This window comes from Gammaproteobacteria bacterium CG11_big_fil_rev_8_21_14_0_20_46_22, assembly GCA_002796245.1.
Classification (GTDB): Bacteria; Pseudomonadota; Gammaproteobacteria; order UBA12402; family UBA12402; genus 1-14-0-20-46-22.
In genome coordinates this window covers 1-13,152 of sequence record PCWT01000052.1, presented here as the reverse complement: position 1 = coordinate 13,152, position 13,152 = coordinate 1, and the positions used below count along the sequence as shown (strand labels likewise).

Sequence of the window (13,152 nt, the reverse complement as noted above, 5' to 3'; positions counted from 1 at the left end):
AATGCCAGCCTTTATTGTCAACCAGACAGAACGACTTTCAGGCCAAGCCAAAATTCCAAGCTCAAAATCTCACACCTTGCGCGCGATTTTATTTGCCGCACTGGCTGATGGTGAAAGCTGCATTAAGAACGTATTAAACTCACCTGATACCATTGCGATGATCAAAGCCTGTCAACAGCTGGGAGCCAAGATTAAACAAACCGGTTCGACCTTGTTGGTTCAAGGCATCGCAGGTAAACCTTGCATACCAGACAATGTGATCGACGCCGGTAACTCTGGATTAGTGCTGCGTTTTGTGGGCGCCATCGCAGGCTTGATTGATGGCGCAACGGTGATTACGGGCGATCAATCTGTTAGGCACAATCGGCCTGCAAAACCACTGCTCGATGGATTAAACCAACTCGGCGCCAAAGCTTTTTCCACGCGTGGTGACGATAAAGCGCCCATCGTCATTCAAGGTCCGATACAGGCTGGCAAACTTCGTATTGACGGCCAAGATTCACAACCGGTTTCGGGCTTGCTGATTGCTTCACAGTTTCTAACAGGCCGTACTGAAATTTTTGTTGATAACCCTGGTGAAAAACCTTGGCTGAACCTCACGCTAGCATGGTTTAAACGCTTAAGCTTACAAGCTGAACACTCGCCTGATTTTTCTCATTTTATGATTAAGGGATCAGCGAAACTCAAGGCTTTTGATTATTGTGTACCGAGTGATTTTAGCTCACTCGCTTTTCCTGTGGCAGCAGCCTTGCTCACGCACTCTGAAATCACCCTGCAAGGGGTGGACATGAATGATTCGCAAGGCGACAAAGCGCTACTTGAGGCACTCAGCAAAATGGGTGCAATCTTCGACTATTCAGACTCAGCAAAAACATTAACGGTACATCGCTGCGAATCGCTGCGTGGCACCACCTTGGATATTAATGACTACATTGACTCGATCACCATACTCGCCGTCATCGGCTGTTACGCACAGGGCAAAACCGTGATTAAGAATGCAGCGATTGCTCGCCAAAAAGAATGCGACCGTATTGCTTCGATCGCAACAGAGCTCAAGAAAATGGGCGCGAACATTGAAGAAACGGATGATGGCTTAACCATTAAGCGCTCCACACTCCATGGCGCGCAGGTTTATAGCCATCATGATCATCGCGTGGCCATGTCTTTAGCCGTTGCAGGCTTGATTGCAGAAGGCAAAACTGACATTGAAAACATCAACTGCGTGAAAAAAACCTTTCCTAACTTTATTGAAGTCATGAAAAGCCTAGGTGCAAATATCGAGGTTTGCGAATGAACATTGTCTTAATCGGCCATAAGAGTTCCGGAAAAACCCAGCTAGGAAAAACCTTAGCTAAACACTTATCGCGAGCTTTTTTCGACACTGATGAACATCTACTAAGCACACACCCTGATTACCCGAGTATTGCTGAGCTTTACCGTGATAAAGGTGATGCGTATTTTCGTGACGCTGAATCAAATGTTCTCCAAAACATTGACACTCAAAATAGCATTATCGCCACAGGTAGCGGCATTATTCTTCGCGCCAACAACAGAGAGAAACTTAAATCGCTTGGCTTTATTGTGTATTTGCATGCCCCAAAAGAAACACTGACTTTGCGAAACCAAACGCGCGAACAACAGGGTATTTTAAGTCAAAAAATTGATGACTATGACTATCGCGACATCCTCTATCGCGAAATCACAGACATCATCGTTGACGCAAGCCTCACAAATAGCGAACAATGTGAACTCATAGCAAAGGAATTAAACGATGGCGTCCAATAGCTTCGGACAATTATTTCGTATCACGACCTGGGGAGAATCACACGGCAAAGCGATAGGTGTGGTGATCGATGGCTGCCCAGCCGGAATTGAAATCAGCGAAAGTGATATTAATGACGCATTGGCTCTTCGCGCAACAGGGCGAAACGGATACACCTCGCCCCGCAAAGAAAAAGAAGAAGCACAGATACTCTCAGGCATCTTCGAAGGCAAAACCACCGGCACGCCGATTTCCATTGTGATTGACAATCAAGATCATGACAGCAGCAAATACGAGCCGATCAAAAACCTACATCGCCCCGGGCACGCTAACTACACCTACCTCGAAAAATACGGCGTGTTCGATTACCGCGGTGGCGGGCGATCGTCTGCCCGTGAAACTGCGTGCCGTGTGGCCGCAGGCGCGATTGCGAAAAAAGCGCTGGCTCACTTAGGTATCGATTGCTTGGCCTATGTAGCCTCGGTTGGGAACATTGAAGCCTACGCTTTTGATCAAGCACATGAACGTGCACGCAAAGCGATTTACGAAAACCCGGTGTTTTGCCACGATAGTGCTGCAGCTCAGCAGATCATGCAAGCGATCAATCACGCCAAAGAAAACGGCGACTCACTCGGCGCTGTCATTGGTTTTCACATTAGTGGCGTGCCGGCAGGCCTCGGTGATCCGATCTATGAAAAACTCGAAGCGAATTTAGCCAAAGCGATGCTCAGCATTAACGCGAGCAAAGGCTTTGAAATTGGCGAAGGTTTTCGTGCTGCTCGCATGATGGGCAGTGAACACAACGACGTTTTTCAATCCAGCGAAGGTAAAACAACGCTTGGCAGCAACCACGCCGGCGGCACATTGGGTGGCATCAGCAACGGCGAGGCGATTGTCGGCCGCGTTGCCTTTAAGCCAACGTCGAGCATCATGAAAACACAGCAAACCACAGACCTTGAAGGAAAATCAGCTGAGTTTAAACTACCCGAAGGTTCACGCCATGACCCTTGCGTGGGTATACGTGCTGTGCCGATTGTCGAGGCGATGTGCGCCCTCGTCATTTTTGATGCGGTGCTTATGAATCGAGTCGCAAAGCTATGAGCTTAAGGCGCATACACATTCCCACTCAATCGCCATATGAAGTACTGATTGAACCAGGTTTAATCAACAACCCTCAAGTAATTATCGAGACATTAAACTCTACAGGCGCAAAACGCTTTGTGCTCATCAGTGATGACAAGCTGCTGGCACTGTATGCCGAGCCTTTGTGTCTCGCTTTAAAACAATCCGGACTTACGATCGATCTCGTTAGTTTTCATGCCAATGAAAACACCAAAACACGCGAAACGAAAGTACAGCTTGAAGACAAACTCTTTAAGCTCGCTTGCCAACGTGACACAGGCTTAATCGCACTGGGCGGCGGCATCACCACCGATATTGTCGGTTTTTTAGCCGCCACGTACATGCGCGGCATCCCGGTGGTTTACATTCCAACAACATTGCTTGCGATGGTGGATGCGAGCGTGGGCGGCAAAACCGGTGTGAACACTGATCATGGAAAAAACACCGTCGGCGCATTTTGCCAACCTTCAGCAGTGCTCATCGACCCAACCGTATTATCCACACTGCCCAAAAACATTTTCTGCGATGGTATGGCAGAAGTGATTAAACATGCCTTACTCGCCGACCCCGAGTTATTGGCATTGATTGAAAACCAAAGCGAGGCGATTTTAAACGGTGATCCAAATGTATTAACGCCGTTGATTGTGCGAAATGTCGAAATTAAACGTGATTTTGTGATCGGCGACGAACAGGATAAAAGCTTACGACAGTGTTTAAACTTGGGTCACACCATTGCCCACGCACTGGAAGCGGAAAGCGGTTTTGAGCTCAGCCATGGTCAGGCGGTTGCCCAGGGTTTAATCCTTGAAACCGCTTTTGGCGAAACGCTAGGCATCACCCAAAACGGTTTAAGCGAACGTATTCGAAAGGTACTGGCTTTCTATCAACTTGGCGAACTCAACATCGAGACGATAGATTCAGAAAAACTCATCACACGCATGACGCATGATAAGAAAAACCTGGATCACAAGATTCACATGGTGTTTATTCGTGATGTTGGCGAGCTTCTTGAAACAAAATCCATCACGATCGATGCTGCCAAACTCAAAAAGCAACTCGCACTCATTCAAAACTGAGAAAAAATCGTTCTTGTCGCTGGTGTCGCGAGCCACTTAGATTTTTTTGCTTCTTTCTCTTATTTTTTAGTGCCTAAGGTCTGGCCCATAAAATACAGTTCTTAAGTTGTGGACTGAACGCCTTGGCCCGTCAAACCACCTGCCCTGCGGCAAAACCGCTGGCCCAAGCCCATTGAAAGTTATACCCACCTAACCAGCCATTCACGTCGATCACTTCGCCGATAAAATACAGGCCTGGCACTTTTTTGGCTTCAAAGGTTTTAGAGGATAACTCATCGGGATCAACACCGCCTATTGTCACCTCCGCTGTACGGTAGCCTTCTGTGGCCACGGGTTTAATCGACCATTGCTTTAAGCAAGCACTGATTAACTCAATCCGCTCATGTGAACAATCAGCCAAACGTGTATTGAGCGCGTCTTCATCAAAAAACACGGCAAGCATGCGCTTGGGCAGCAAAGGTTCTAATATCGTTTTCAAACGCAGCTTTGGCCCCGTCTGTTTTTTTGACAGCAATAGCGCCTGCAAATCCACATCAGGTAAACAGTCGATCATCACCGACTCACCCGGCTGCCAATAAGATGAAATTTGTAAAATCGCGGGGCCACTAATCCCACGATGTGTAAAAAGCACCGCCTCACGAAACTGCTTGCGATCATTCCAAACGATAGCATCAAACGATACACCCGATAATACGCCGTACTTAGCTTTATCTTTTTCAGATAAACAAAAAGGCACCAAACCTGCGCGGCGCGGCAAAACGGACAAGCCAAAGTGCTCGGCTATCTCATAACCAAAACCCGTTGCACCCAAAGTCGGTATCGATAACCCTCCGGTTGCCACAACCAAAGACTCACACCGTATTTCTTGCAATGCTGTTTTAATGACAAACTCACCGCTGGACTTTTTATCATAACTTTTTACCGGCGTGCTCGTTAAAACACTCACGCCGTATTGCTCACATTCAGCCAGCAGCATATCGACAACCTCTTGAGATTTGCGATCACAAAACAATTGACCCAGCGTTTTTTCGTGATAAGGAATAGAGTGCGATTCAACCAACGCGATAAAATCAGACGGCAAGTACCGCGCTAGAGCGGATTTACAAAAATGTGGATTACTGGATTCGAAGTGTGCCGACGTGGCTTGGTAGTTTGTAAAATTACACCGCCCACCGCCAGACATCAGAATTTTCTTACCCACGCGATTAGCGTGCTCCAATACACAGACCGAGCGACCACGTTTTGCCGCCTCAATAGCGCACATTAAACCCGAAGCACCCGCTCCGATAATGACAACATCGACCATCATAAGACTTCTGACGCAACCGGTGGTTTACGAACGTAGGCCAACACTAAAAAGAAAACACCAAGAATAATCATTGGAATACACAACTCTTGGCCGCGCGTCATCCAACCAAACGCCACAAAACCCAGCTGCGGATCCGGCTGACGAAAGCATTCACAGAAAAAACGAAAGCAACCGTAGCCCAGTAAAAAGGCGCCCGATACTGCCATACGCGGTGGGCGCTTTGACGAATAAAACCAGAGGATTAAAAATAGCAAAACCCCTTCGAGCAAAAATTCATAAATCTCTGAAGGATGACGTGGCAGTGGGCCCGCTTGCGGGTAAATCATGGCCCAAGGCACATCCGTCACACGACCCCACAACTCGCCATTAATAAAATTACCCAAACGTCCCGCCGCAAGGCCCACAGGAATCACGGGGGCAACAAAATCCGTCACGCTAAAAAAAGCTTCTTGGTACTTATGACACCAGTAAGCAATCGCAATCAATACACCCAGCATGCCACCATGAAACGACATGCCGCCGTCCCACACTTCAAGCATTTGCAAGGGATGCGCCAAATACAACGATAAGTTATAAAAAAGAATGTAGCCAATGCGGCCACCCAAAATGACACCCAAGGCACCGTAAAACACCAAGTCAGCTAACTTATCAGACGACCAATCGAGCTTAAATTTTTTCACCCGGTACTTTAATAAAAACCAACCAATAATAAAGCTCGCCAGATACATCAAACCGTACCAGTGCACTTTAAAAAAACCAATTTTAAACGCAACCGGGTCTAAGTGCGGGTAGACAAACACAATGAACTCCTAGAATAATATTTTTAGCGCAACGGCAAAAATAAACACAGCAAATAAACGCTTTAACCATTTCGTATCAATGGATTGCGCGACTTTCAAACCCAAAGGTACCGTGAGCAAGCTCGCCAGTGCAATGCCCGCCACCGCAGGCCAATAAATATAACCCGTCGAATAGGGAATATTAGCCTGCAAATGCGCGCCCAACACGGCATAACTAATCGCGCCGACAATGGCCACGGGCATCGTGCACGCCGCTGCTGCGCCGGAGGCTTTTCGCATATCCACACCACAATAGATAAGGTATGGCACGATCACAACGCCACCACCCAAGCCCAACAAACCCGATTTAAAGCCAATAAACAAAGCAACAATAAAGCCAACCCAAGCTGGCACCTGCCTCTTTGTATGCTTGGTTTTTCCTCCAATAAAAAGGTAAATTGACAAGATCAGCAGCACGCAAGCAAAAACTAGTTCCAGCGTGCTGCTATACAAATGGGTTGCTAGCGATGAGCCAGCGATAACTCCCAGCACCACGCCCGGCAACAAAGGTTTCAAAATATTAAAATCGATTAACTGTAATTTATATCGCGCATATACAGACCGGGCGCTGACCACAATCATAGACGTCAAGGAACTCGCGACGGCCATCTGCATAATAATATTTTCTGGTACATGCCCAAAGGTTTTAAGCAAAAACATTGATAAAGGCACAACAACAATGCCGCCACCAACTCCAAGCAAACCCGAAAAGGCGCCTGAGATTGCACCCACAAATAAAAACAAAACAAACGTGATCCACATCAGTGACGCCCCGCTCGAATCAAACCACCCAAACCATGCTCTTCGAGCGTAAACTCAAGATGGCGACGCACTTCGGCCGCTGTGCGCATAGCCAACACTTCGGACAAGACTTTGCGCGCACGGGTGAGTGTAAACTTGCGAATCACCCACTTAATACGTGTATACATTGGCGCATTCACACTTAACATATCAAACCCCATGCCGAGCAACACCAAAGTTGCCATCGGGTCTGCCGCCATTTCACCGCAAATGCTCACCAATTTGCCTTCTTCGTGCACGCTTTCTACCAGCTGTTTTAAAGCTTTTAACACAGAGGGGTGCAAGGCATCGTACAAGTTCGCCACACGCGGGTTATTCCGATCGACCGCTAGAATATACTGCGTTAAATCGTTACTGCCCACCGACAGAAAATCCACAAGCTTGGCAATGTTTTTGGCTTCGTAAATGGCAGACGGCACTTCAACCATGACGCCCACTTTTGGCATAACAATATCTAAGCCCTCTTCGTGCTTTAATTCCTGATACGTTTTTTTAATCAACGCCATGGCTTCTTCAACTTCCGTGACATCCGAAATCATGGGCAGCATGATGCGCATATTTTCAAAGCCTTCACTGGCACGCAGCATCGCGCGCAATTGAGAAAGAAAAATTTCAGGCTGCTCGAGCAAGACGCGAATACCGCGCCAGCCCAAGAAGGGATTTTCTTCTTCGATGGGGAAGTAGGGTAATGATTTATCACCACCAATATCCAGACATCGAATAATCACAGGCTTGGGCGCAAATACATTTAACAACTGTCGATAAATCACGCGCTGCTCTTCGCTCGAAGGAAAACGATCGCGCGTCATAAAAGGCACTTCCGTGCGGTATAAACCCACACCCTCTGCGCCCACCGTGATCGAGCGACTGATGTCTGCGACCAGCCCTGCATTGACATACAAACTCACACGATGGCCGTCTTCTGTCTCTGTCGGCAAATCACGAAAGGTTTCCAGCTCTTGTTCAAGAGCCTCTTCTTCGGCAGCCAAGGCTTTAAATTCTTTTAACACCGAGTCATCAGGGTCGAGGTAGACTTGACCCAAATAACCGTCGACGATCATGCGAACGCCATCAAGCTTAAACAATGGCAACTCGCTCACACCCATCACAGACGGCACACCCATAGCACGCGCCAAGATGGCGATGTGCGAGTTTGCCGAGCCAGTGCCTGATACCACAGCGACAATTTTTTCTTGTGGAATTTCCGCGAGCTGCGTGGCTGTCATATTATCGCCGACCAACACAACCTGATCTGGGTACTCGATGCTCAGCTCTTCTTCATCTTCTTGCAAATTACCCAATAAGCGGCGACCTAAATCATCGATGTCTTGCGCACGTTCTTTCAAGTAATCATTGTCCATCGTGCGAAATAAGCGAATATGTTCTTGAAACACATCGGCAATCGCGCTTTGCGCAGTCAACCCTTGCTTCCGAATCGCATCACGTACAGCTGTGACAATCGTGTCACCATCGAGCATTTTGATATAGGCTTCAAATAGAGCATGCTCATCTTCCGAAAGCTCTTTAGCCAGACGCTTACCCAACACGCGAACTTCGTTGCGGGTTTTCTCAAGCGCCGTTTCAAATAGCTGTAACTCTTCTTGTGTATCATCAGCTTGTTGGCGTGGCACGGCACTTAAATTTGCTTTAGGATAAACCACCAAAGCCTCACCCAAAGCCACACCCCAGGCACTCGGGACACCACGCAAACTTGGCGGTAATGCGCGCGCAGATTTCACCGTGAACGATAAGTCACCGCGCGACTCAGCTTCGGCAACCACCACCGCAAGCTGCGTGGCCAAGGTTAATAAAAAGGCTTCTTCAGATTCTTCGTAATCGCGACCGGCTTCGTCTTCTACAACCAACACACCCAGCGTGCGCCTACGGTATTGAATAGGCACACCCAAAAATACGGTGTAGCTGTGCTCGCCGGCACCATAAACGGCATAGTTTTGAGGATCGTTTGTGGTATCAAGTACTTTCACTGGCTCACCGCGTTCGGCCACCACACTGACCAAACCCTGCCCCATCGGTACGTGTAATTTACCGACTGCATCTTGCTTTAAACCGCGCGTAGCAAACAGCACGAATTCTTCTTTCTTTTCATTGAATAGCAGTATCGAACAGGCTTGTGTATCCAAGGCCGTGACCACGTGCTCGACCACAACGTCCAGCGCCGCATAGATCGAATTCGCCTCATTCACCTCTTGGATGATGTGCTGCAGCAGTTTAAGCATCATTGTCGCTTAACTCCTGCGATTTTTTATCGGAAATAAAGGCCTCGAATTCTTTCATCGCACGACGGTAAGCGCGCTTTTTGAAAAAAATCACTTGTTTTAACGGGTACCAGTAACTCACCCAACGAAACCCCTGAAATTCTTGATGCTCGGTTTTATCAAACTGAAAACGAATATTGCGGCTATTGACGCGCAACAGGTACCATTTTTGCTTCTGACCAATACAGACCGGCTCATCATCATAACGAACCAGACGCTTAGGCAAGTAATAATGCAACCAAGTTTTACTTTCGGCAAGAATCTCCACGTCTGTGGCTTTAAGGCCCACTTCTTCGTAGAGCTCACGAAACATGGCATCGATTGGCGACTCGCCATCTTCTATACCCCCCTGGGGAAACTGCCAACCTCGCCGACGATAGCGTCTAGCCCAAAAAACACGGTTGCTCTCGTCAATAATGACGATCGCGACGCCATGACGAAAGCCTTTTTCATCAATCACTACCGTGCCTCTTCGTTTATACTTTTATATTTGTGCAATCTGGCGACCATTTTTCCACAAAACCCCCTCCCAAAACAAGCGATAACTGCAGGCAAACGCTCAAGCCGCGATAAGATTCGCATTTTTAGGCACTAGCGGTATAATGCCTGACCCTGCATGAGAGAAACCGGTATGAAGCAGACACTAGAACAACTCATCCAAAAAAGTCTTGACGCCCTTTCCTTGTCCAACACACGGAGCGAGCGCCGCCTTGACATTGTCCTAGAGCACTGCAAAAACAAAGCCCACGGCGATTTGGCGTGTAACATCGCCCTGATGCTCGCCAAACACGCGGACCAAAAGCCCAGGGAACTTGCCGAAGCCATCATCCGACACCTGCCAGCGCATGACATGGTCGAAAAAGTTGAGATTGCAGGTCCGGGCTTCATCAATTTCTTCATCAAAACCAGCGCACAGTTTGCCATTGTCGACACCGTGCTTTACCAAGGCGATAAATTTGGTCGCTCAACCCTGGGTGAAAATGAGAAGGTGCACATTGAATTCGTATCAGCCAACCCCACCGGACCTTTGCACGTAGGGCATGGTCGCGGCGCGGCCTACGGCTCAGCCTTGGCCAGCATCTTGAGCAACGCGGGGTATGACGTTTACCGCGAATATTACGTCAACGACGCGGGTCGACAAATGCACATTTTGGCCACCAGTGTTTGGTTGCGCTATTTATCGCTGGAGGGGCAACGCTTTGACTTTCCCTCTAACGGCTACAAAGGCGATTACATCATCGATATCGCCAAAAATGTGCAACAGGCTTTTGGTGATAGCCTAGTCCACACAGCCGATGCCGTATTTTCAGACGTACCGCTCGACGAAGGCCAGGAAAATGGCGACAAAGAAGAACACATTGACGCCTTGATTAACCATGCTCAAGGTCTTTTAGGCGAACATTATGAACGCGTTTTCAACATCGCGCTCGACGCCATTTTGGACGACATTCGTGAAGACCTGGCCGAGTTCAATGTCCATTACGAAGATTGGTTTTCAGAAAAAAGCCTGATGGACAACGGCGCGGTGAGCCATGGCATCGAAAAGCTTCAAAGCCTCGGCTACTGCTACGAACAAGATGGCGCGATTTGGTTTAAATCCACGGAGTTTGGCGATGAAAAAGACCGCGTCTTGCAGCGTGACGACGGCCGAACCACCTACTTTGCTTCGGACGTGGCTTACCACCTCAACAAAGTGGAACGCGGATTTACTCATGTCATCGACGTTTTAGGCGCCGATCATCATGGTTATGTGCCACGCGTACGCGCTTCGATGAAAGCGCTCGGCGTAGACGATCAACATTTTCGCGTGCCCTTGGTCCAGTTTGCGGTGCTTTACCGCGGCAGCGAGCGGGTACAAATGTCGACCCGATCAGGCTCGTTTGTCACCCTGCGCGAACTACGCGAAGAAGTGGGTAATGACGCGGCGCGCTTTTTCTACGTGATGCGAAAAGCCGAACAGCACATGGACTTCGACTTAGAGCTCGCAAAATCAAAAACCAACGAAAACCCCGTGTATTATGTGCAATATGCCCATGCCCGCATTTGCAGCGTTCATGAAAAACTCAAAGCCGCCGGCCGACAGTTTGATCAAACACTGGGGCTTGCCAACCTTGACAAGCTCAGCAGCGAATACGAAGAGGCCTTGGCCAAAGCCCTATCGCGCTACCCCGAGGTCTGTGAGAACGCAGCCAAACACCTAGAACCTCACTTGGTCGCAAATTATTTGCGCGAATTGGCCCAAGCTTTACATACTTATTATAATGCTGAACAATTCATCGTTGATGATGACACTTTGTGCCAAGCGCGCTTTGCTCTGATCACCGCCACAGGCCAAACCTTGAAAAATGGCCTAAGCTTGCTCGGCATTAGCGCACCGCGCAGCATGTAGGATGAATTGTGGCAAAGGACTATGCAAGCCAATCACGCAAGAAGGGCAAACCGAAGCAGTCGGTGCGCTTTAGCGACTCTAAAAAACGCCGCAAGTCCGCGCCATCGGCCAACAAAAAAAGCACCGGCCTAAAACTCCGATGGGTTTTGTTATTGGGGTTCATCGTTTTCATCGCAGCCATTATTTTTCTGGTCTCCGGCGAAAGACACCCTCACAAGACCTCAAACACAATGGCCACCTATGCCAAAGGCGATAAAGTCACGCCGAAGCCTTCAGCCGGCGAAAAACTTACCGCCACGAGCGCAGACACAAGCGAAACACCGGCAAGGTCGATGGTCAACAATATTCAATTTAACTTCAAACCATTGCCGCCGGCCGCGCAAGATGATATCAAATATTACATGCTACAACTTGGCAGCTACCGCGAAGACAGCCCGGACTTAAAAGCGCTGCGCCAACAACTGCACCAGCTCGGCATCAAATACCATCTGGCCTTAAATCAGCGTAGAAAAACGCGCTATTATCGATTAGAAGTCGGGCCGTTTCACTCGAGTGATCATGCGCAAGCCGCTTGGCAAACGCTGTATGATCAACACATTTATGCGATCATCCGGCCCGTAAAGCGGGGCTAGTTAACTTTAATCAACTGCACTTTAAAGACTAAGGCTTGATTTGGACCAATCATGCCACCTGCACCTTGCTGGCCGTACGCCAAGTTGGCCGGTACATACAACATCCACACCGCGCCTTGATGCATCATTGGCAAGGCTTGTTGCCACGCTTGGATGACTTGATTCAATTTAAACGTTGCTGGCTGACCGCGCTTGTACGAACTGTCGAACACTTTACCGTTCGGCAAAGCACCTTCGTAATTCACAGTGACCGTGCTGTCTGCTGACGGCTTAGGGCCTGTGCCTTTTTTAACGATTTTGTATTGCAGGCCATTTTTCAAGGTGACCACACCCGTTTTTTTTGCATTGGCCGCTAAAAAAGCTTCGCTTTGAGCGCCATTGCTAGCTGCCGCTTTAGCGTGGTGGGCTTGTATCTTTTGCTGCGCAGACGCTTGAAGATGCGCAAAACCGGCTTTCATTTTTGCTTTTGACAAACTAGGCTCACGGCCTGCGAAAGCATCATTAAAGCCTTGCGAGAAACTTTTCGCACTTAGCTCTGGCATTTGCGCATGCGCGGTTTGACCAAACTGATAGCCGAAAGCATAACTGCCATCTTGCGTTAATGCTTGCTGGCTCGCAGCAAAAGTCGCCAAAGGCGCTAATAATGTGGCTGTGATTAATGTACGCTTCATAAAGCCTCCTCATTTAAGTAAGCGCTCATGATGACAGATCACCGCGTGAAATCAACCGGTGTCGTAAATCGTCTCGAAGTATCCTCGCCCGCACGAAGATGGAGGATACTCAAAAACGCAGCCTAAAGGTGTAACCCATGTAGTGGAAGATGTGTTACCTATGTATTGACAATATACAGCCTCAAGGGGGGGCAAAACCCGCCTGGCTTTGGTGTTTGAACGCGTATGTAGCAACCGTCTTGGGTAGCAACGTCTTTGCGAGGAGCGAAGCGACG

12 protein-coding genes are annotated in these 13,152 nt (G+C 48.5%); 6 read left to right on the top strand and 6 right to left on the bottom strand.

Annotated features, from left to right (window positions below; translation table 11 throughout):
* The first annotated feature begins 1 nt into the window (after position 1).
* The 4 genes from aroA to aroB are packed head-to-tail and all read left to right on the top strand — an operon-like array spanning position 2 to position 3,960.
* A complete protein-coding gene (gene aroA / locus COV52_07490) occupies positions 2 to 1,294 on the top strand; it encodes a 3-phosphoshikimate 1-carboxyvinyltransferase (protein PIR10725.1) in 1,293 nt (430 codons plus the stop codon).
* Entirely contained in the window at positions 1,291 to 1,785 is a 495-nt protein-coding gene (locus tag COV52_07485; protein PIR10724.1) for a hypothetical protein, read from the top strand. The genes aroA and COV52_07485 overlap by 4 nt, the downstream gene beginning before the upstream one ends.
* A complete protein-coding gene (locus tag COV52_07480) occupies positions 1,772 to 2,863 on the top strand; it encodes a chorismate synthase (GenBank protein PIR10723.1) in 1,092 nt (363 codons plus the stop codon). The genes COV52_07485 and COV52_07480 overlap by 14 nt, the downstream gene beginning before the upstream one ends.
* Positions 2,860 to 3,960, top strand: a complete 1,101-nt coding sequence (gene aroB, locus COV52_07475; protein ID PIR10722.1) for a 3-dehydroquinate synthase — start codon at positions 2,860 to 2,862, stop codon at positions 3,958 to 3,960. The genes COV52_07480 and aroB overlap by 4 nt, the downstream gene beginning before the upstream one ends.
* Before the next feature lie 130 nt (positions 3,961 to 4,090).
* Here the strand turns inward: aroB and COV52_07470 are convergent, their stop codons facing one another.
* Genes COV52_07470 through COV52_07450 form a run of 5 tightly spaced genes read right to left on the bottom strand, consistent with a single transcriptional unit; the run spans position 4,091 to position 9,645 of the window.
* Complete coding sequence (locus COV52_07470) at positions 4,091 to 5,269, bottom strand: aminoacetone oxidase family FAD-binding enzyme (GenBank protein ID PIR10721.1); 1,179 nt, start codon at positions 5,267 to 5,269, stop codon at positions 4,091 to 4,093.
* Positions 5,266 to 6,069, bottom strand: coding sequence for a prolipoprotein diacylglyceryl transferase (locus COV52_07465; GenBank protein ID PIR10720.1), 804 nt, complete (start codon positions 6,067 to 6,069; stop codon positions 5,266 to 5,268). Before COV52_07465 ends, COV52_07470 begins: the two co-directional genes overlap by 4 nt.
* Before the next feature lie 9 nt (positions 6,070 to 6,078).
* Complete coding sequence (locus COV52_07460) at positions 6,079 to 6,870, bottom strand: hypothetical protein (GenBank protein ID PIR10719.1); 792 nt, start codon at positions 6,868 to 6,870, stop codon at positions 6,079 to 6,081.
* A complete protein-coding gene (locus tag COV52_07455; GenBank protein ID PIR10750.1) occupies positions 6,870 to 9,146 on the bottom strand; it encodes a phosphoenolpyruvate--protein phosphotransferase in 2,277 nt (758 codons plus the stop codon). Before COV52_07455 ends, COV52_07460 begins: the two co-directional genes overlap by 1 nt.
* A complete protein-coding gene (locus tag COV52_07450) occupies positions 9,139 to 9,645 on the bottom strand; it encodes an RNA pyrophosphohydrolase (protein PIR10718.1) in 507 nt (168 codons plus the stop codon). Before COV52_07450 ends, COV52_07455 begins: the two co-directional genes overlap by 8 nt.
* A gap of 171 nt (positions 9,646 to 9,816) precedes the next feature.
* Here COV52_07450 and COV52_07445 point away from each other — a divergent pair, with 171 nt between their 5' ends.
* Together COV52_07445 and COV52_07440 are read left to right on the top strand one after the other, a co-directional pair.
* Entirely contained in the window at positions 9,817 to 11,574 is a 1,758-nt protein-coding gene (locus COV52_07445) for an arginine--tRNA ligase (GenBank protein PIR10717.1), read from the top strand.
* A gap of 8 nt (positions 11,575 to 11,582) precedes the next feature.
* On the top strand, positions 11,583 to 12,206 hold the full coding sequence (locus tag COV52_07440; GenBank protein PIR10716.1) for a hypothetical protein: 624 nt from the start codon (positions 11,583 to 11,585) through the stop codon (positions 12,204 to 12,206).
* On the opposite strand, the gene COV52_07435 is transcribed toward COV52_07440, so the two are convergent.
* A complete protein-coding gene (locus COV52_07435) occupies positions 12,203 to 12,877 on the bottom strand; it encodes a hypothetical protein (GenBank protein ID PIR10715.1) in 675 nt (224 codons plus the stop codon). The genes COV52_07440 and COV52_07435 overlap by 4 nt on opposite strands.
* Positions 12,878 to 13,152 lie beyond the last annotated feature (275 nt).

Excerpts from the sequence above, each read along its gene's own strand:
- aroA (PIR10725.1), top strand. The coding sequence starts at position 2 with ATGCCAGCCTTTATTGTCAACCAGACAGAACGACTTTCAGGCCAAGCC.
- COV52_07485 (PIR10724.1), top strand. The coding sequence starts at position 1,291 with ATGAACATTGTCTTAATCGGCCATAAGAGTTCCGGAAAAACCCAGCTA.
- COV52_07480 (PIR10723.1), top strand. The coding sequence starts at position 1,772 with ATGGCGTCCAATAGCTTCGGACAATTATTTCGTATCACGACCTGGGGA.
- aroB (PIR10722.1), top strand. The coding sequence starts at position 2,860 with ATGAGCTTAAGGCGCATACACATTCCCACTCAATCGCCATATGAAGTA.
- COV52_07470 (PIR10721.1), bottom strand. The coding sequence starts at position 5,269 with ATGATGGTCGATGTTGTCATTATCGGAGCGGGTGCTTCGGGTTTAATG.
- COV52_07460 (PIR10719.1), bottom strand. The coding sequence starts at position 6,870 with ATGTGGATCACGTTTGTTTTGTTTTTATTTGTGGGTGCAATCTCAGGC.
- COV52_07455 (PIR10750.1), bottom strand. The coding sequence starts at position 9,146 with ATGCTTAAACTGCTGCAGCACATCATCCAAGAGGTGAATGAGGCGAAT.
- COV52_07445 (PIR10717.1), top strand. The coding sequence starts at position 9,817 with ATGAAGCAGACACTAGAACAACTCATCCAAAAAAGTCTTGACGCCCTT.
- COV52_07435 (PIR10715.1), bottom strand. The coding sequence starts at position 12,877 with ATGAAGCGTACATTAATCACAGCCACATTATTAGCGCCTTTGGCGACT.